The organism is Aeromonas sp. 603079, from assembly GCF_049172135.1.
In the GTDB taxonomy this organism is placed as follows: Bacteria; Pseudomonadota; Gammaproteobacteria; order Enterobacterales; family Aeromonadaceae; genus Aeromonas; species Aeromonas veronii.
The window spans coordinates 15,040-31,798 of record NZ_JAAKPX010000009.1; the positions used below are offsets into that span (position 1 = coordinate 15,040).

At 60.3% G+C, this 16,759-nt stretch carries 18 protein-coding genes; 7 read left to right on the forward strand and 11 right to left on the reverse strand.

What is annotated here, in order from left to right:
* Positions 1 to 28: 28 nt before the first annotated feature.
* Together envZ and ompR are read right to left on the reverse strand one after the other, a co-directional pair.
* Positions 29 to 1,339: a two-component system sensor histidine kinase EnvZ gene (gene envZ / locus G5287_RS08210; RefSeq protein WP_227341576.1), complete on the reverse strand. Its 1,311-nt coding sequence runs from the start codon at positions 1,337 to 1,339 to the stop codon at positions 29 to 31.
* Positions 1,336 to 2,058 carry a two-component system response regulator OmpR gene (ompR, locus tag G5287_RS08215; RefSeq protein ID WP_005340625.1) on the reverse strand — a complete coding sequence of 241 codons (723 nt, stop codon included), beginning with the start codon at positions 2,056 to 2,058 and terminating at the stop codon, positions 1,336 to 1,338. Before ompR ends, envZ begins: the two co-directional genes overlap by 4 nt.
* A 247-nt stretch (positions 2,059 to 2,305) precedes the next feature.
* On the opposite strand from ompR, the gene greB reads away from it, so the two are divergent.
* Together greB and G5287_RS08225 are read left to right on the forward strand one after the other, a co-directional pair.
* Positions 2,306 to 2,779, forward strand: a complete 474-nt coding sequence (greB, locus tag G5287_RS08220; protein WP_005355349.1) for a transcription elongation factor GreB — start codon at positions 2,306 to 2,308, stop codon at positions 2,777 to 2,779.
* Positions 2,780 to 2,980: 201 nt separating this feature from the next.
* Positions 2,981 to 5,290: a Tex family protein gene (locus tag G5287_RS08225; RefSeq protein ID WP_421231134.1), complete on the forward strand. Its 2,310-nt coding sequence runs from the start codon at positions 2,981 to 2,983 to the stop codon at positions 5,288 to 5,290.
* A gap of 70 nt (positions 5,291 to 5,360) precedes the next feature.
* Here the strand turns inward: G5287_RS08225 and G5287_RS08230 are convergent, their stop codons facing one another.
* The 4 genes from G5287_RS08230 to bioH all read right to left on the reverse strand — a co-directional run bounded on the left by G5287_RS08230 (position 5,361) and on the right by bioH (position 7,563).
* Positions 5,361 to 5,639 carry a hypothetical protein gene (locus G5287_RS08230; protein WP_042059175.1) on the reverse strand — a complete coding sequence of 93 codons (279 nt, stop codon included), beginning with the start codon at positions 5,637 to 5,639 and terminating at the stop codon, positions 5,361 to 5,363.
* A gap of 85 nt (positions 5,640 to 5,724) precedes the next feature.
* Entirely contained in the window at positions 5,725 to 6,492 is a 768-nt protein-coding gene (locus G5287_RS08235) for a putative metalloprotease CJM1_0395 family protein (protein ID WP_227341578.1), read from the reverse strand.
* 1 nt (position 6,493) lies between these two features.
* Complete coding sequence (locus G5287_RS08240; protein WP_005340632.1) at positions 6,494 to 6,727, reverse strand: flagellar basal body rod C-terminal domain-containing protein; 234 nt, start codon at positions 6,725 to 6,727, stop codon at positions 6,494 to 6,496.
* Between the two features lie 71 nt (positions 6,728 to 6,798).
* On the reverse strand, positions 6,799 to 7,563 hold the full coding sequence (gene bioH / locus G5287_RS08245) for a pimeloyl-ACP methyl ester esterase BioH (protein ID WP_227341579.1): 765 nt from the start codon (positions 7,561 to 7,563) through the stop codon (positions 6,799 to 6,801).
* A gap of 38 nt (positions 7,564 to 7,601) precedes the next feature.
* Here bioH and G5287_RS08250 point away from each other — a divergent pair, with 38 nt between their 5' ends.
* Together G5287_RS08250 and nfuA are read left to right on the forward strand one after the other, a co-directional pair.
* The gene (locus G5287_RS08250) at positions 7,602 to 8,330 is read left to right on the forward strand and encodes a ComF family protein (RefSeq protein ID WP_227341580.1); all 729 of its coding nucleotides are present in this window, start codon (positions 7,602 to 7,604) and stop codon (positions 8,328 to 8,330) included.
* 80 nt (positions 8,331 to 8,410) lie between these two features.
* Positions 8,411 to 8,989 (forward strand): Fe-S biogenesis protein NfuA, encoded by a 579-nt coding sequence (gene nfuA, locus G5287_RS08255; protein WP_005340636.1) that lies wholly within the window; start codon positions 8,411 to 8,413, stop codon positions 8,987 to 8,989.
* 69 nt (positions 8,990 to 9,058) lie between these two features.
* Here the strand turns inward: nfuA and gpsA are convergent, their stop codons facing one another.
* The 3 genes from gpsA to G5287_RS08270 are packed head-to-tail and all read right to left on the reverse strand — an operon-like array spanning position 9,059 to position 11,018.
* Entirely contained in the window at positions 9,059 to 10,063 is a 1,005-nt protein-coding gene (gpsA, locus tag G5287_RS08260; protein WP_227341581.1) for an NAD(P)H-dependent glycerol-3-phosphate dehydrogenase, read from the reverse strand.
* A 2-nt stretch (positions 10,064 to 10,065) separates the two neighbouring features.
* The gene (secB, locus tag G5287_RS08265) at positions 10,066 to 10,536 is read right to left on the reverse strand and encodes a protein-export chaperone SecB (RefSeq protein WP_005340639.1); all 471 of its coding nucleotides are present in this window, start codon (positions 10,534 to 10,536) and stop codon (positions 10,066 to 10,068) included.
* Positions 10,537 to 10,586: 50 nt separating this feature from the next.
* Entirely contained in the window at positions 10,587 to 11,018 is a 432-nt protein-coding gene (locus G5287_RS08270) for a rhodanese-like domain-containing protein (RefSeq protein WP_227341582.1), read from the reverse strand.
* A gap of 246 nt (positions 11,019 to 11,264) precedes the next feature.
* On the opposite strand from G5287_RS08270, the gene gpmM reads away from it, so the two are divergent.
* Positions 11,265 to 12,794 (forward strand): 2,3-bisphosphoglycerate-independent phosphoglycerate mutase, encoded by a 1,530-nt coding sequence (gpmM, locus tag G5287_RS08275; protein ID WP_216952667.1) that lies wholly within the window; start codon positions 11,265 to 11,267, stop codon positions 12,792 to 12,794.
* A 9-nt stretch (positions 12,795 to 12,803) separates the two neighbouring features.
* The gene (gene envC, locus G5287_RS08280; RefSeq protein WP_216952666.1) at positions 12,804 to 14,156 is read left to right on the forward strand and encodes a murein hydrolase activator EnvC; all 1,353 of its coding nucleotides are present in this window, start codon (positions 12,804 to 12,806) and stop codon (positions 14,154 to 14,156) included.
* A gap of 129 nt (positions 14,157 to 14,285) precedes the next feature.
* Here envC and G5287_RS08285 read toward each other — a convergent pair whose 3' ends face one another.
* Positions 14,286 to 14,936 carry a Qnr family pentapeptide repeat protein gene (locus G5287_RS08285; protein ID WP_005340643.1) on the reverse strand — a complete coding sequence of 217 codons (651 nt, stop codon included), beginning with the start codon at positions 14,934 to 14,936 and terminating at the stop codon, positions 14,286 to 14,288.
* Positions 14,937 to 15,025: 89 nt separating this feature from the next.
* Here G5287_RS08285 and G5287_RS08290 point away from each other — a divergent pair, with 89 nt between their 5' ends.
* Positions 15,026 to 16,033, forward strand: a complete 1,008-nt coding sequence (locus G5287_RS08290; protein WP_076493932.1) for a substrate-binding domain-containing protein — start codon at positions 15,026 to 15,028, stop codon at positions 16,031 to 16,033.
* Positions 16,034 to 16,117: 84 nt separating this feature from the next.
* Here G5287_RS08290 and G5287_RS08295 read toward each other — a convergent pair whose 3' ends face one another.
* A complete protein-coding gene (locus G5287_RS08295) occupies positions 16,118 to 16,759 on the reverse strand; it encodes a bifunctional 4-hydroxy-2-oxoglutarate aldolase/2-dehydro-3-deoxy-phosphogluconate aldolase (protein WP_421231135.1) in 642 nt (213 codons plus the stop codon).

The window sequence follows — 16,759 nt, forward strand, 5'->3', positions numbered from 1 at the left end:
AGGGCGTATCCACGGATACGCCCTTCTCTCAATCCATCCACTCCTGTGGCTGATGTTTCGGCAGCCGTATCTCGACCAGCAGGCCGCCGAGATCCGAGCTTCCCAGCCGGATAGTGCCGTGGTGCTGGGCGACTATCTTGGCCACGATGGCCAACCCCAAGCCACTGCCGCCAACAGTTCGCGCCACATTCCCCTGAGTAAACGGCTTGAGCACCCGGGAGTAGTCCTGCTCCGGAATACCGGGGCCATCATCGGATAGGCGCAGGCGCACCCAGTGCCCGTCGTCCTTCAACTCGGCATACAAGCGGCTCGCCCCATAACGCTGCGAGTTGCTTGATAGGTTGTTCAACACCCGCCGGATACTAACCGGATTGCAGGCCACCCGCACTGCCTCTTGTGGCAGCGCCAGATCGACGTCCAGCCCCTGCTCCGAATAGATCAACAGGGTATCGTGCACCAGCTGGGTCAGATCGACAGGTACCGGAGCCTGCCCCTCATCCGGGCGGATGTAATCGATGAACTGATCGATGATGGCATTGGACTCATCAATATCTGAGTTGATGCTCTCCTTGAGATATTCGTCACCGGAGGACATCATCTCGGTAGCCAGCCGGATACGGGTCAGCGGGGTTCGCAGGTCATGGGAAACCCCCGCCATCATCAGGTTACGCTCTTCGATCAGGCTCTTGATGGAGTGGGACATATGGTTGAAGGTGCGGGTCAGACGGCGTACCTCCCGTGACCCCAGCTCCCCCAGCGCCTCGGGGAAATGTCCTCTGGCCACGGCAACCGCGCCAGCCTCGAGATCCTCGAGCGGACGAACCAACTGGCGTGCAAAGCGCCAGGCAGCAAACAGGGTGATCACCAGCAGCACGCTCAGATAGATGATGAGGGGTTCGATATCGTCATCTTCAATCTCGGTCAGCGGGATCCGCACCCAGATTTTGCTGGCCTGTGGCGGCTGGATCCAGATGATGTAGTGATCCTGGATCTCGACCCGCACCTTGGCCGGGCCACCCAGTTCGCGGCTTATGTTCTCCTCCAGATAGGGGTACGGCTTGGCATCGTTGAAGCCATGCTGCACCGCCTCGCTCTGGGTATAGATGTCGGTACCGGTCGTCACATAGACCAGCGCCTCGGCATCTTCACTCAACGCCAGCTGCTCGGTATTGACCGGAAAGATCAGCTTGACCTGATTGGCCAGCAGGTGACTGATCTGTTTGACGGTGGGTGCCAGCAGATAGTTGTAGAAGGTGACATAGGAGACCGCTTGATAGACCACCAGAACGGCGGCCAGGAACCAGAGCATGCGCGAGAACATGCTGCCGACCTTTTTCATGCACCGTCACCATCTGGTACAAACACATACCCCAGACCCCAGACGGTCTGTAGATAGCGGGGCTGGGCCGGGTCCTGCTCCAGCAGGCGGCGCAGGCGAGAGACCTGTACGTCGATACTGCGCTCGGTGGCGGTATATTCGCGGCCACGTGCCAGATTCATCAACTTGTCGCGGGAAAGCGGCTCGCGCGGATGGCTGACCAGTACCTTGAGCACCGCAAATTCACCGCTGGTGAGCGCCATCGGCTCGCCATCCCGGCTAAGCTCACGGGTAGCCAGATTGAGTTGGAAGGCTCCGAAGTTGACCACCTTCTCTGCAGCAGAGGGAGCCCCTGGCAACTCGACAGTATGGCGGCGCAGCACAGCTCGGATCCGCGCCAGCAGTTCACGGGGATTAAATGGCTTGGGCAGATAGTCATCGGCACCCATTTCGAGTCCGACGATGCGATCCACTTCATCCCCCTTGGCGGTGAGCATCAGCACCGGGATCTGGTTGCCCGCTTCCCGCAGACGACGGCAGATGGAGAGCCCATCCTCCCCCGGCAACATCAGATCGAGCACCATCAGGCTGAAGTTTTCACGAGTCAGCAGGCGATCGGCCTGTTCGCCATTAGCCACGCCGCGCACCACGAATCCCTGCTCGGTGAGATAGCGTTCCAACAGGGAACGTAATTTCAGGTCATCGTCCACGACCAGGACCTTGTATTGCTGCTGACTCATTGCTTTGCCTCTTCATTCTTTCGCTGCCCACCATACTAGGGGGGGATATCGCGGGAGAAAAGCATAAATATGTTACCGGTTATTACCCATGATCAGAGCGTGACGGCCGTCAAGCCCTCCTCCAGACCAGTACCGCTGAATGGCTCCCGCCAAGCTGGCGCAATTTCTCTCGACAGAAGGAGGACAAAAGCTAATATTCCCGAGCAGTTAGCGATGATTACCCCTCTTTGACCAGGTCCGCATCACCATGAAGACAAAGCTGATCACCCGCGAAGGCTACAACAAGCTGAAAGAAGAGCTCGATTTCCTCTGGCGTCAGGAGCGCCCCGAGGTCACCAGAAAGGTGGCATGGGCCGCCAGCCTGGGGGATCGCAGCGAAAATGCCGACTACCAGTACAACAAGAAGCGACTGCGGGAGATCGATCGGCGGGTGCGTTACCTGCGCAAATGTCTCGAAGAGCTGGGGATCGTCGACTATGCCCCCGCGCAGGAGGGCAAAGTCTTCTTCGGTGCCTGGGTCGAGGTGGAAAACGAAGAGGGCGAGACCAAGCGCTTTCGCATCGTCGGCTATGACGAGATCTTCGAGCGCAAGGATTACATCTCCATCGACTCCCCCATGGCCCGCGCCCTGCTCAAGAAAGAGGTCGGTGATGAAGCCATCGTCCGTACGCCAGTTGGTGACGTCTGCTGGTATATCAACGAGATCAGCTACCCCAAATAGCCGGACTACTGGTGAGCTGCTTGCCACAGGCACATCCTGAGTCACAGGTGCAATGGCAAGATATGCGCTCTCCCCTGCGACTTATCAGTCTGACGGGTGCAGACCCCGGCGCAGGGTGGCATCCCGCAACACGACCCCATATAGTGCTCACACTTGGCGCCTGATGGCGCGGACTCGACCACAGAGGCCCTCAACAACATCATGATGCAAACCATAGAGAGACAGATTGCCGGTGAGCTCAATGCTCGCCCGGAGCAGGTGCAGGCCGCAGTGCGCCTGCTGGATGAAGGCTCGACCGTGCCCTTTATCGCCCGTTACCGTAAAGAGGTGACCGGCGGTCTGGACGATAGCCAGTTGCGCACCCTAGAGAGCCGCCTCGGCTATCTGCGTGAACTGGAAGATCGCCGTCAGGTGATCATTCGCTCCATCGAAGAGCAGGGCAAGCTGACCCCCGAGCTGATGCGCGAATTGAATGGTGCCGACAGCAAGACCCGGCTGGAAGATCTCTACCTCCCCTACAAGCCCAAACGCCGCACCAAGGGGCAGATGGCGATCGAAGCCGGGTTGGAGCCGCTGGCCAACCTGCTGCTCAGCGACCCGATGCAGGATCCCGAGCAAGCTGCAGCCACCTTCCTCAATCCCGAACAGGGCATTGCCGACAGCAAGGCTGCCCTCGACGGCGCCCGCTATATTCTGATGGAGCGCTTCGCCGAGCAGGCCGACCTGCTGGAGAAGCTGCGCGACTACCTGTGGCAAAATGCCACCCTGCGCGCCCGCGTGGTGGCAGGCAAGGAGCAGGAAGGGGCCAAGTTCAAGGACTATTTCGAACACGACGAACCCCTGCACAAGGCCCCCTCCCACCGGGTGCTGGCCATGCTGCGCGGCCGCAATGAGGGGATCCTCAATCTGGCGCTGGTCACCGGTGACGACGAGAGTGCCAGCCCCTGCGAAGGGATCATTGCCCACAACCTCAAGCTCAATCTGCAGAACCGCCCGGCCGACAAATGGCTGCAGGGGGTAGTGAGCTGGACCTGGAAGATCAAGTTGTCGCTTCAAATGGAGACCGAGCTGATCGGTCGCATCCGCGAGTCGGCAGAGGAGGAGGCGATCAAGGTGTTCGCCATGAACCTCAAGGATCTGCTGATGGCGGCCCCAGCGGGCATGCGCTGCACCATGGGGCTGGATCCGGGCATCCGCACCGGGGTCAAGGTTGCCGTGGTGGATGCCACCGGCAAACTGGTCGATCACGCCACCATCTATCCGTTCGAACCAAAACGCCAGATTGATCAGAGCCTCAAGACCCTGAGCGAGCTGTGCCAGAAACACAAGGTCGAGCTCATCAGCATCGGCAACGGTACCGCTTCGCGGGAGACCGACCGGCTGGTCAGCGACCTGTTCGAGCGCTACCCCGCCGCCAAGGCGCAGAAGATAGTGGTGAGCGAAGCGGGGGCCTCTGTCTACTCCGCCTCCGAGCTTGCCTCTCAGGAGTTCCCGGATCTCGACGTCTCGATCCGTGGCGCCGTCTCCATCGCCCGCCGCCTGCAAGACCCGCTGGCCGAGCTGGTCAAGATCGATCCCAAGAGTATCGGGGTGGGCCAGTATCAGCACGACGTCGGCCAGAGCCAGCTGGCCCGCCGGCTGGATGCCGTGGTCGAGGATTGCGTGAACGCGGTCGGTGTGGATGTGAATACCGCCTCGGTCGCCCTGCTCAACCGGGTTTCCGGCCTCTCCCAGACGCTGGCCCAGAACATCGTCGCCTACCGGGATGAGCACGGCGCATTCAAGAGCCGTCAGCAATTGCTGAAAGTGAGCCGACTCGGCCCAAAAGCCTTCGAACAGTGCGCCGGCTTCCTGCGCATTCGCGGCGGCAGCAATCCCCTCGACAGCTCGGCTGTACACCCCGAGTCCTATCCGGTCGTGGAGCGGATCCTCGCCAAGCTGGAGCAGACCGTGGAGAGCCTGCTCGGCAACAGCAGCCTGCTGCGCAGCCTGAAACCGGCCGATTACACCGATGAGCAATTCGGCGTGCCCACCATCACCGACATCATCGGCGAGCTGGACAAGCCGGGCCGCGACCCGCGCCCCGAGTTCAAAACAGCGACCTTCAAGGAAGGGGTGGAGCAGATCAGCGACCTGGTGCCCGAGATGGTGCTGGAAGGGGTGGTCACCAACGTCACCAACTTCGGCGCCTTCGTCGATATCGGTGTTCATCAGGACGGGCTGGTGCACATCTCCTCCCTGACCGACCGTTTCGTCAAGGATCCCCGTGAGGTGGTCAAGGCCGGCGACATTGTGCGGGTCAAGGTGCTGGAGGTGGACGCCCCGCGCAAGCGGATCAGCCTGACCATGCGCCTCGACGAAAAGGCAGGGCAGCCCGCCCGCAAGCCGGCTGAAGCGCGCAACAGCTGTGCTGGCAACACCAAACCAAGAAATGAGCCGCGCCAAAGCCCCCCTATGGGTGGTGCCATGGGCAACGCCTTCGCGGCAGCGCTCTCCAAAGCGAAAAAGTAGCGAAACCTTCCAGAAGTCCTCTGAATGCAAAAAGCCCCACAAGGGGCTTTTTTACACGCGAAGCTCAGGATTACTGCGCCAGGGCAGCAAGAATGCTCTCGGGCTCTCCATGCTGGGCCAGCACCTCCCGCAGTCGGTTGAATGCCTTGCAGGCCTCTTGCGGATACTTGCCGTAAGAGACGACGCCGGTGTGGCTCCAGCCAGCCGCCAGCATCACTTTCTTCTTGAAATGGGTTCCTTCAGTTCCCCCTCCTCCGAGCTGCATCAGAAACTGCTCCATCTGCAGGTGGGGGGGCGGTACACGGGAGAAGGTGGTGAAATCTTCCGCTTTGACTTCATCGAAATGCATGACAGCTCCTGTGAAATTGGAATGGGCCTGATCTTCAGGTTAGTTGCAAAACAGGCAAAGCAGCTGAAAGTTTGGCGAGGGTGATTCAGATATGCAGACTGAGGGACTGGGTAGAGGCTGGGCTGACAGCCTGTTGATAGTGGCTCGCGATGACGCTGTTGCGCTTGTCCATATAGGCACTCAGCACACCGCCCGATTTCGCGCTCTGCTCGGCCATCAGCTCTTTGCGCGCCTTGGCTTCACTCGCGGCGGCGCTGCGTGCAACGGCCAAATCCTGCGCGGAAGGCTCGGCAGGCGCCAGCGCTGCAGAGCGGATCTGCTGCATCTTGGAGATGGTAGCCGCAGGGTCACCGGGTACGACACTGGTATCGATCTGGACTTCGCCACCCGTAGCATAACGCTTGCCATCCGGCCCTTGCGTAAACTGATAGGTGGGCGAGCTGGCGTACTCTCCACCCGCAGACTGGTGAGCCTGCTCGTGAGTACGCACCTCCTTGTCACGCTCGACAAGATCCTGAACCTGCTGCTCTTGCCGCTGTTGCTGCTCCTGCTGTTTGGGATCTTGCTGCTTGCGCTGCCCATCCTCACCGGTGGCCTCAACAAAGCGATTGTCTGGCAGTGTCGTCGGCGCTAATTGTCCGGTTTCACGGCTGTTCTGGGAGGTCTGATTGCTGGAGGCCTGAGCGGCTTTGGATTTCTCTTTCTGGGAGCCGACTTCGGATTCGGCAACGGAGGCTTGGCCCGCTCGGGCCTGCGGGATCAGTTCTGCCCGGCGATTATCCGTCCTCGCTGCTTCCACCTGGGGTTGCAGCTGTGTCGGGATAAGGGGAGGCAGACTGACATTGATGTTCATCTCACACCCGGATGTCGATCAGGGTTCCCATCATATCGCTGGCAGTCTGCACTACCTTGGCGGAAGCGCCAGCCTGCTGCTCGGCCACCTTGAGATTGACGAGCTCATCGGTCACTTGCACCTGATCCCCGCTGGGGGTGTTGAGGCGGGCGATCTGATTGGATGCCTTGTCGGCAATCTGCTCGGCTCGCTGAAATCCCTGTACCCCGCTGTTGAAAGCAGAATCAATACGCATGATGTTACTCCTCTGGTCACAGCTTAATTATCCGCCAGACCAGAGGATTAATGAAGCTTGCAGGCTGTTTTTTAGCCAACAAAATCTCGAACGATTTCAATGAATTCGTCAGGGTGGGAGATAAAAGGTGCGTGTGAGGCCTTATTGAGAGTCACGCTGCGGCTGGCAGGGTAGAGATCATCCAGCAGGGGAATGGCCGCCTTGGGTACCAATGAATCCAGTCGCCCATAGATCCGCAACCAGGGCAGATCCAGCTCCTGAAGCGGTTCGCGCAGATCAATCTCGGCCAACAGCGTCAGTCCAGCCTCGAGTGCGGCAAACGCGGGCGCCGGCCGCTCGGCCAGCCAGTGGCGCAACTGACGGATATCGTCCCGGGCGTGTTCACTGCCCATGGCCTGGATCGCCAGAAAACGCTCTATGGTCTGGCGAAAATCCCCTGCCAGCATCTGGTTGAAACCGGTCAGTACTTTGGGGGCGATCCCCGGCCACTCATCGCGGGCCATGAAACAGGGAGAGCTGGCTACCGTGATCAGGGAGTGCAGCCGATCGGGATGCGTCAGCGCCAACTGGCTTGCCACCAGACCACCGAGCGACCAGCCAAGCAGATGACACTTCTGCGGCAAGATGGCAGCCACCTGCTCGGCAAGCCAGGGCAGGCTGTAATCCACCTCGTCTGCCAGCAGGCTGTTGCCAAAACCGGGCAAATCTACCAGATGAACCCGATAGTGGGGCGCCAACTGTTGGGCAATGCCATGCCAGACCGCACCGTTCATCCCCCAACCGTGCAACAGCACCAGATCGGCCCCCTGGCCAAACTGCTCTACCGATATGCTCATCTAGACTCAAGATCCCTGTTCATGCTCTTGGGGTCAGCATGTTAAAGCGACTGCTCGCTAAAGCAAGCCCGCTGCTCGGCAACCACGGCGACTGGCAAGGGAGTTGCCTCCTCTGTCATCAGCCTTGCGACAACGAGCCCCTGCTCTGCAGCTGGTGTCGGCAGGCGCTGCACCAGTCACAGCCGAGATGCCGCCTCTGCGCCGCACCGCTGACTGAATATATAGAAGAACGCATACCGGTCTGCGGCCGCTGCCAGCGCAGACCTCCCCCCTGGGAGCGGTTGCAGGTGATCGGCGACTACCAGGCTCCCTACCCCATGCTGATCCCCCGGCTCAAATATTCCGGCCAAATCCTGCTGGCGCCACTCCTGGCACGCCTCCTGGCCGATCATCTGGATGACAACGAGCCGCCGGAGGCGATCATTCCGGTTCCCCTGCACTGGTGGCGGCAGTGGCGGCGTGGGTTCAACCAGGCGGAGGAGATCGCGCAAGCCCTTGGCGAGTTCACCGACATTCCCTGCGACAACACTCTGTTGCAACGCATCAAGGCGACCCCGCAACAAACAACCTTGAGCGCCGGGCAGCGGCGGCGCAATCTGCGCGGGGCATTCCGGATCCGCTCCCACCAATACCGTCATGTCGCCCTGCTCGATGACGTCGTGACCACAGGCGCCACCGCTGGGCAGCTCAGCCGTTTGCTCCATGAGAGCGGCATCACAAAGGTAGAAGTGTGGGCAATCTGTCGAACCCTGCGGCACAGCAAGTAGCCATCGGCATGCTACCCAAGCATTAATAACCGCGTTATCATGAATACCCTAGTCGTACACTCAGGTTTATGAGGATAGTGATGATCAGCATTTCCGACGCCGCCCAGGCCCATTTCCGTAAACTGCTGGAAAAACAGCCTGATGGCACCAATATCCGGGTGTTTGTGGTCAATCCGGGAACCCAGAATGCCGAGTGTGGCGTATCGTATTGCCCGCCCGATGCCGTGGACCCGGAAGATCAACACCTGCCCTTCAGCGGCTTCGACTGCATGGTCGATCCCCTGAGCGCCCCCTTCCTGGTGGATGCCACCATCGACTTCGTGACCGATCAGATGGGCTCCCAGCTCACCCTGAAAGCACCGAACGCCAAGATGCGTAAAGTGGCCGACGACGCGCCGCTGATCGAGCGCATCGAGTACGTGTTGATGTCCGAAGTGAACCCCATGCTGGCCGGTCACGGTGGCAAGGTCACCCTGGTCGAGCTGACTGAAGACAAACTGGCCATCCTGCAGTTTGGTGGTGGTTGCAACGGTTGCTCCATGGTCGATTACACCCTTAAAGAGGGGATCGAGAAGCAGCTGCTGGAGAAGTTCCCGGGTGAGCTCAACGGCGTGAAAGACGCCACCGAGCACCAACGCGGCGACCACTCCTACTACTGATTTGCAGCCCTTGCAGCAAAGAAAAGGCCCCGCCATCCGGCGGGGCCTTTTGCATGGGCAATCGGCAGATTACTCGTCCTTCTTGTCTCGCGACAGCAGGGCGATGGCCGCCTCTTTCGGGTTCTTACCCTCGTAGAGCACCTTGAAGATCTGCTCGCAGATGGGCATCTCGACGCCGCAGCGGGCCGCCAGCAGATGCACCTCTTTGGTGTTGCGATACCCCTCCACCACCTGACCGATCTCGGTCATGGCGGTGTTCACATCCTTGCCAGCCCCGAGGGCCAGCCCGAAGCGACGGTTGCGCGACTGGTTGTCGGTACAGGTGAGCACCAGATCCCCGAGCCCCGCCATCCCCATAAAGGTTTTGGCATCGGCACCCAGCGCCGCACCCAGACGCTGCATCTCCACCAGACCCCGGGTGATGAGCGCGGTTCTGGCATTGGCGCCAAACCCGAGCCCGTCGGAGAGACCGGCACCGATGGCGATGACGTTCTTCACCGCCCCACCCAGCTGTAGACCGACGAAGTCCAGATTGGTATAGACCCGGAACGAACGGCCACAGTGCAGCAGGTGGGAGAGATCGTCGGCGAACTCGTCGTGGGTCGAAGCGACCGAGATGGCGGTCGGCAGACCGGCAGCCAGCTCCTTGGCGAAGGTGGGGCCGGAGATCACCGCCAGCGGTATCTCGTCACCCAGCACTTCACGAGCCACATCCTGCAGCAGACGGCCACTGTCCGGCTCCAGACCCTTGGTGGCCCAGGCGATACGGGTATCGGGGCGCAGGAAGGGTTTGATCCGGGTCAGCACATCGCCAAATACATGGCTTGGCACGACCAGCAGCAGCACGGGGGCAGCTTGTACCGCACGTTGCAAATCCGCAGTTAGCTGCAAATCAGTAGGAAAAGGGACATCAGGCAAAAATGCCTTGTTGCAGCGGTCTTGTTCCAGCTCGGCGACATGGGTGGGGTCGTGACCCCACAGCAGGGTCGGATGACCGTTGCGCGCCAGAGAAATGGCAAGGGCGGAGCCATAAGACCCCGCCCCCAAGACCGAGATAGCGATCTGGTCAGCCATTATCAGGCTTCCGCAGTCGCCTGCTGGGCCTGTGCTTGCGCCATGTGCTGGGCAAACAGGGCATCGAAGTTGACCGGTGCCAGGTTCAGCTGCGGGAAGGAACCCTTGCTCACCATGTTGGCCACGGCTTCGCGGGCATACGGGAACAGGATGTTCGGGCAGAAGGCAGCCAGGCAGTGAGCCAGTTGCGGCTCCGGCAGGTTACCGATGGTGAAGATACCGGCTTGCTGTACTTCGCACAGGAAGGCAGTTTCGGTTTCCAGTTTGCAAGTCACGGTCAGGGTCAGGACAACCTCGTAGACGTTCTCAGCCAGGATGTTGGTCTTGGTATCCATATCCAGCTTGACGTCCGGCTGCCACTCTTTCTGGAAGATGTGCGGGGTGTTCGGCGCTTCGAAAGAGACATCCTTGGTGTAAACACGCTGGATGTGGAATTCCGGTTGTACTTCCTGGTTGTTGATCTCGTCAGCCATTTCGTTTGATTCCTTGTTATGTGGATAAGTGGGCTCAGGCCCTGCTTAAATCAGCGTTTCTTGGTTACCGGCAGATTTTCTGCACGCCATTGGGCCATGCCACCGCCGAGCACATAAACCTGCTTGAAGCCAGCTTTGCTCAGCTGACGGCCCGCGCCGCCCGCAGTCATTCCCGACTCGCACACCACTATGATGGGGGCATCTTTATGCTTTTCAACCAGGCCCAGATTATTGCTCTGGATCTGGGTCAGCGGCAGGTGCTGGGCACCGGCCAGATGGCCCTTGGCGTACTCTTCCTGACTGCGAATATCCACCACGGTGGCATTCTCGCGGTTGATCAGCAGGGTCGCGGTGTGGTTGTTGACGGTTTTTACCGGGGACAAACGGGCACGCACAGTGGTGTAAACCAGGGTGCCAGCCAGACCCAACCAGGCTGCGGTCAGCAGCGGGTTACGGGCCGCAAAATCCAAATACTCTTGCATCTTCTACTATCCAGGGACCAAGACAAGGGCCCGAGTATACATGGGGGTATTGATAAGATCAGCCATCTTGGCGGCAAAGCGCGAGCAGGCTCCCATCCTCATTGGGCATCGATCATGGCAGGAAGGGCGTGGCTTGCGGGGCAGCAGGAGCGCCCCTTGGCTATCAGGTGACTATTTCGGCAGATGTAGTAATATTACGCTAGTTTCATTTCCCGCATTTTTTCCAATCCGAGAGGACATAGTCTTATGTCAACAGCTAAGAAACCTTTGGTTCTGGTCATCATGGACGGTTGGGGCTACAGCACCAAGCAAGAGCACAACGCCGTCGCTGCCGCCAAGACTCCCAACCTCGATCGTCTGGCCCGTGACTACACCAGCACCCTGATCTCAGGCTCCGGTCTGGACGTTGGTCTGCCGGATGGCCAGATGGGCAACTCCGAAGTTGGCCACGTCAACATCGGTGCCGGTCGCATCGTCTATCAGGAGCTGACCCGCATCTCCAAAGATATTCAGGACGGCCCCTTCTTCGAGAACGTCGAGCTGGCCAAGGCTGTTGACGCTGCCGTGAACAACGGCAAAGCCGTTCACATCATGGGTCTGATGTCTCCGGGTGGCGTACACAGCCACGAAGAGCACATCATGGGCATGATCGAGATGGCCGCCAAACGTGGCGCCGAGAAGATCTACTTCCACGCCTTCCTGGATGGTCGTGACGTACCGCCGCGCTCCGCCCAGTCCTCCATCGAGCTGTTCGACGCCCTCTTCGCCAAGCTGGGCAAGGGTCGTTTCGCCTCCATGATCGGTCGTTACTTCGCCATGGACCGTGACAACCGCTGGGATCGCGTGCAGCAAGCCTATGACCTGATGACCCAGGGCAAGGGCGAGTTCACCGCCGAGAGCGCCACCGAAGCGCTGGCTGCCGCCTATGCCCGCGACGAGAACGACGAGTTCGTCAAAGCCACCCGCATCGGTGAAGCTGCACCGATGGAAGATGGTGATGCGCTGATTTTCATGAACTTCCGTGCCGACCGCGCCCGTGAAATCACCCGCGCCTTCGTTGACACCGACTTCACCGGCTTCGCTCGTGCAGTCGAGCCTAAGCTGAACTTCGTGATGCTGACCGAATACGCGGCCGACATCAAAACTGCCTGTGCCTACCCGCCGACCGCTCTGGTCAACACCTTGGGTGAGTGGCTGGCCAAGCAGGGCAAGACCCAGCTGCGCATCTCCGAAACCGAGAAGTATGCTCACGTCACCTTCTTCTTCAACGGTGGCGAGGAGTCCTGCTTCACCGGCGAAGATCGCGAGATCGTGGCCAGCCCGAAAGTGGCGACCTATGACCTGCAGCCTGAGATGAGCTCCGAAGAGCTGACCGACAAGCTGGTTGCGGCCATCAAGAGCGGCAAGTACGACGTCATCATCTGTAACTACCCGAATGGCGACATGGTTGGTCACACCGGTGTATTCGATGCTGCAGTCAAAGCGTGTGAAGCCGTTGACCACTGCATCGGTCGCGTCACCGACGCCTTGGCCGAAGTGGGTGGCGAGTGCCTGATCACTGCCGACCACGGCAACGCCGAGAAGATGCTGGACGAAGAGACTGGTCAGGCCCACACAGCCCACACCAATCTGCCGGTTCCGCTCATCTATTTCGGTCGCAAAGCCGAGGTGGTTGAAGGTGGCAAACTGTCCGATCTGGCCCCCACCATGCTGACCCTGATGGGTCTGCCGGTGCCGCCGGAAATGACTGGCAAGCCCCTGATGATTCTGAAATAATCCTTCCCCATGCGGGGATGCGAAGTTATTTCACAGAAAACCAGTCGCGTCGGCCTGTTGGCCGGCGCGCTGTTTTTTTGCCTGTCATTTGGCGCCAGCAAACCGGCTTTGGCCGCCAATCAGCAGCTGGGGACCATGCAGTCCCAGATCAAAGAGCAACAGAAGACCATCAAGCTCAGCAAGCAGGAGCTTGCCAAGCTCAATACCCAGCTCAAGGCTGACGAGCAGGCCATCTCGGCCGCCGCCGCCAAACTCAACCAGACCAGGCAGCAGTTGAAGCAGAACCAGCAGAAGCTGGCGACCCTGCAAAAGGACAAGCTGGCGCTGGAAGTTCAAGCCAAACATCAGAAGCAGTTGCTGGCCAAGCAGGCGGAAAGCGCCTTTCAGGCGGGCAACCACGACTACCTCAAACTGCTGCTCAATCAGCAGGATCCGGCCAAGCTGAGCCGCTCACTCGACTACTACGACTACCTCAACAAGGCCCGCATCGAGGCCATCGACGCCCTGCGAGCCACCCGTGACAAGCTGGCGAAAAACCAGCAGGCCACCAAAGAGACCGAAAGCAAGCTGCAAGCCCTGCTTGCCGAACAGCAGGAGCATCACCAGGCTCTGCTGGCCAGCCAGCAGAGCCGGGCCAAGGTGCGCAACCAGTTGCAGCAGTCGGTACAGGATGACGAGCAGAAGCTCTCCAAGCTGGTCAAGGCGGAGAAGGCGCTGAAAGCGCGGCTGGAGGAGCTGCGCCGCCAGCGGGAAGAGCAGGAACGGCGCGAACGGGCCGAACGGGAGCGGCTGGCCAAGCTGAAAGCGGAACAGGAGCGTCAGCGCAAGCTGGCCGAGCAGCGCCGCGCCGAGCAACAACGACTTGCCGCCCAGCAGAACAAAACCGTCAAACCGGCAGAACCGGTCGAAGAGATGTCCAGTACCAAACCGGAGCGAGGCTCTGGGATTGGGACCGCAGGTTACTACAGCGGGCTCAAGACCAATGGCAGCCTGCGCTGGCCGGTACAGGGGCCGATCCTCATCTCCTACGGTTCACCGCGCACCGCCCAGCTCAAGTGGAAAGGCACCCTGATCGGCGCCAGCGAAGGAACCCAGGTCAAGGCGGTCGCACCGGGACAAGTGGTTTACGCCGACTGGCTCGATGGCTTCGGTATGCTGCTGGTAATCGATCACGGCAAGGGCTATATGAGCCTCTACGGTCACAATCAGTCGCTGCTGCGTCAGGTGGGCCAGAATGTGGAACAGGGTGAACCTGTGGCACTGGTCGGTGACAGCGGCGGTCAGGACAGACCGGGCCTCTACTTCGAAATTCGCTATCAGGGCGAGGCGATCAACCCGACCAAATGGCTGGCCAAGGGTTGAGTTAACCCGGCCGACAAGCCATCACACGCTCACTAGCAAAAGTCTGCATCACGCAGGCTTTTGTCGTTTCAGGAGCGCCCCCCACTGTCGGCCCCATTTGATGAAAAATTACCTAATTTTTCGCTCGGCTCAGGGGAAGACAACCAGACCGATCTGCTCCAGCAAGGTCTGCTGCTGATCCTCGTTGATCTGCACCCCTTGCAGATCGACCCGCCGCAGATCCAGCCCCGGCAGATCGCACTGGCGCAGATCGCAGCCCTGCAGCTTGAAACTGGTCCAGTCAATCTGGCCAAACTCAGAGCCGCTAAGATCGGAACCCGCCAGCGAGGCACCAAACAGGTTGGCCCCCTGCCAACGGTTGCCGGTCAGCTCGCACTTCTCCAGCAGGCAACCCTCGAAGCTGGCGTAGCTGAAGTTGTTGCCGGTCAGATGGGCCTCGCAGAAGTAGCTTTTCGCGGTGATCTGGTTGGCGAAGCTGGCATGGCTGAAGTTGATACCGACCGCCTGACAGTCGCGCATCTCCAACCCCAGACACTGGCTGCGGCTGCAATCGGCCATGGTGAGATCGCAGCGCAGGAAGCTGGCCTCGCGCAGATCGCAACCCTGCAACAGGCAGCCCCGTTCACTCTCCCGATCGTAGAAGCTGCAGTCGATGAAGCGGCTATCGCTCAAATCCAGCCAGGAGAAGTTGCAGCCGATAAAGCGGCACTCCGAGAACTGCTCCCCCTCCACATCCTGTTGCTCGAACCGGACATCCACGAACTGCTTGCCTCTGATCATCGGAAAACTCCTGCAAAAACGGCTTCATATGCTGACTTTATCCGCCAAAAACGGTAATGTTACATGTAACATCCACGCTGGACACCCCTATGAGCCCCACCCGCAAGCGCCGCCCCACCCTGCAAGATATCGCCGACCAGACCGGCGTGACCAAGATGACTGTCAGCCGCTATCTGCGCGACCCGCAGACCGTAGCGGAGGGGACCCGCGAGCGGATCGCAGCTGTAGTGGAAGAGCTGGGTTATATCCCCAACCGGGCGCCGGATATTCTCTCCAACGCGACCAGCAAGGCGATCGGCATCCTGATCCCCTCCCTCTCCAACCAGGTCTTCTCGGCGGTGATCCATGGCATCGAGTCGGTGACCCGACCGGCCGGTTACCAGACCCTGCTGGCCCACTACGGCTACAGTCCGGAGCGGGAGGAGGAGCAAGTCGCGTCCCTGCTCTCCTATCACGTGGATGGGCTGATCCTCTCCGACAGCCAGCACACCGAACGCACCCGCAAGATGATCGCCACCGCCGGCATTCCGGTGGTGGAGACCATGGACCTGCCGCAAACCCCCATCGACATGGTGGTCGGCATGGATCATAGAGCCGCAGCCCGGGCCATGGTAACAGAGATGCTGCGCCGGGGCCGACGCAAGGTGGTCTATCTGGGGGCGCGGCTCGACGTGCGCACCCAGCTGCGGATGGAGGGTTACTATCAGGCGATGACCGACTTCGGCCTCACCGGCCAGCATCTGCTGACCGAACAATCCTCCAGCTTCACTCTGGGGGGCGAGCTGCTGGATCAGGCGCTGGTACGCTATCCCGACCTCGACGGCCTGTTCTGCACCAACGATGACCTGGCGGTGGGCGCCCTGCTGCAGTGTCAAGCCAAGTGGATCCCGGTGCCCCAGCAGATCGCCATCGCCGGTTGCAACGCCCTCGACATCGGCCACGCCATGACCCCCAAACTGGCCAGTATCGCCACCCCGCGGGAAGCGATCGGTCGGGAGGCGGCCACCATGCTGCTGGCGCGTCTCAACGGCCAATCCCAACCCGATACCCGCAAAGATATCGGCTTCTCCCTCTATGTCGGGGAGAGTCTGGGGTAATCCCTTCCCTCACCCACTTAAGTCACGCTGATAGCAAACAGGCCACCCGAGGGTGGCCTGTTTGGTTTTCTGCACAACTGAGGCTTAGCGTTTTACCAACTCAACCGCTTCGCGGGAGAGGCGGGTCACCTCTTCCCAGTTGCCGCTCTTGACCTCATCGGCCGGCAACATCCAGGAGCCGCCGACGGTGGCCACGCACTTGAGTGCCAGATAGTCGGCCACGTTTTTCGGGCCGATGCCGCCGGTCGGGCAGAACTTCACCTGGGGCAGCGGCGCGGCAATGGCGGAGAGCGCCTTGGTGCCGCCGTTCGCTTCGGCCGGGAAGAACTTCAGGTGGTCATAGCCCGCTTCCAGCGCCTGCATCACTTCAGACGGAGTCGCCACGCCCGGGATCAGCGGTGCAGTGCTCTTGGCCGCGTGGGCCAGCAGGGCCGGGGTCATCCCCGGGGAGATGACGAAGCGGGCACCGGCGGCGACGGCGGCATCAAACTGCTCGCAGTTGAGCACGGTACCGGCACCGACCATGGCATCCGGCATCGCCTTGGCGATGAGGGCGATGGCATCGAGCGCCACCGGGGTGCGCAGGGTAATTTCGAAGACGGAGATGCCGCCGTCCAGCAGCGCCTTGGCCATCGGCAAGGCCTGATCCAGCTCGTTGATCACCATCACGGGTACCAGCGGGGAGGCGGCAAACACCTCGGCCGGGGTCACTTTCCAGTTCTGCAT

What these genes read in the sequence shown, in the direction of transcription:
- greB (WP_005355349.1), top strand. Translation starts at nt 2,306, where the DNA reads ATGAAGACAAAGCTGATCACCCGCGAAGGCTACAACAAGCTGAAAGAA.
- G5287_RS08250 (WP_227341580.1), top strand. Translation starts at nt 7,602, where the DNA reads ATGTTAAAGCGACTGCTCGCTAAAGCAAGCCCGCTGCTCGGCAACCAC.
- G5287_RS08270 (WP_227341582.1), bottom strand. Translation starts at nt 11,018, where the DNA reads ATGCAAGAGTATTTGGATTTTGCGGCCCGTAACCCGCTGCTGACCGCA.
- G5287_RS08235 (WP_227341578.1), bottom strand. Translation starts at nt 6,492, where the DNA reads ATGAACATCAATGTCAGTCTGCCTCCCCTTATCCCGACACAGCTGCAA.
- G5287_RS08225 (WP_421231134.1), top strand. Translation starts at nt 2,981, where the DNA reads ATGATGCAAACCATAGAGAGACAGATTGCCGGTGAGCTCAATGCTCGC.
- ompR (WP_005340625.1), bottom strand. Translation starts at nt 2,058, where the DNA reads ATGAGTCAGCAGCAATACAAGGTCCTGGTCGTGGACGATGACCTGAAA.
- envZ (WP_227341576.1), bottom strand. Translation starts at nt 1,339, where the DNA reads ATGAAAAAGGTCGGCAGCATGTTCTCGCGCATGCTCTGGTTCCTGGCC.
- G5287_RS08285 (WP_005340643.1), bottom strand. Translation starts at nt 14,936, where the DNA reads ATGATCAGAGGCAAGCAGTTCGTGGATGTCCGGTTCGAGCAACAGGAT.
- G5287_RS08290 (WP_076493932.1), top strand. Translation starts at nt 15,026, where the DNA reads ATGAGCCCCACCCGCAAGCGCCGCCCCACCCTGCAAGATATCGCCGAC.
- envC (WP_216952666.1), top strand. Translation starts at nt 12,804, where the DNA reads ATGCGGGGATGCGAAGTTATTTCACAGAAAACCAGTCGCGTCGGCCTG.
- gpmM (WP_216952667.1), top strand. Translation starts at nt 11,265, where the DNA reads ATGTCAACAGCTAAGAAACCTTTGGTTCTGGTCATCATGGACGGTTGG.
- nfuA (WP_005340636.1), top strand. Translation starts at nt 8,411, where the DNA reads ATGATCAGCATTTCCGACGCCGCCCAGGCCCATTTCCGTAAACTGCTG.
- secB (WP_005340639.1), bottom strand. Translation starts at nt 10,536, where the DNA reads ATGGCTGACGAGATCAACAACCAGGAAGTACAACCGGAATTCCACATC.
- G5287_RS08230 (WP_042059175.1), bottom strand. Translation starts at nt 5,639, where the DNA reads ATGCATTTCGATGAAGTCAAAGCGGAAGATTTCACCACCTTCTCCCGT.
- G5287_RS08240 (WP_005340632.1), bottom strand. Translation starts at nt 6,727, where the DNA reads ATGCGTATTGATTCTGCTTTCAACAGCGGGGTACAGGGATTTCAGCGA.
- G5287_RS08295 (WP_421231135.1), bottom strand. Translation starts at nt 16,759, where the DNA reads ATGCAGAACTGGAAAGTGACCCCGGCCGAGGTGTTTGCCGCCTCCCCG.
- gpsA (WP_227341581.1), bottom strand. Translation starts at nt 10,063, where the DNA reads ATGGCTGACCAGATCGCTATCTCGGTCTTGGGGGCGGGGTCTTATGGC.
- bioH (WP_227341579.1), bottom strand. Translation starts at nt 7,563, where the DNA reads ATGAGCATATCGGTAGAGCAGTTTGGCCAGGGGGCCGATCTGGTGCTG.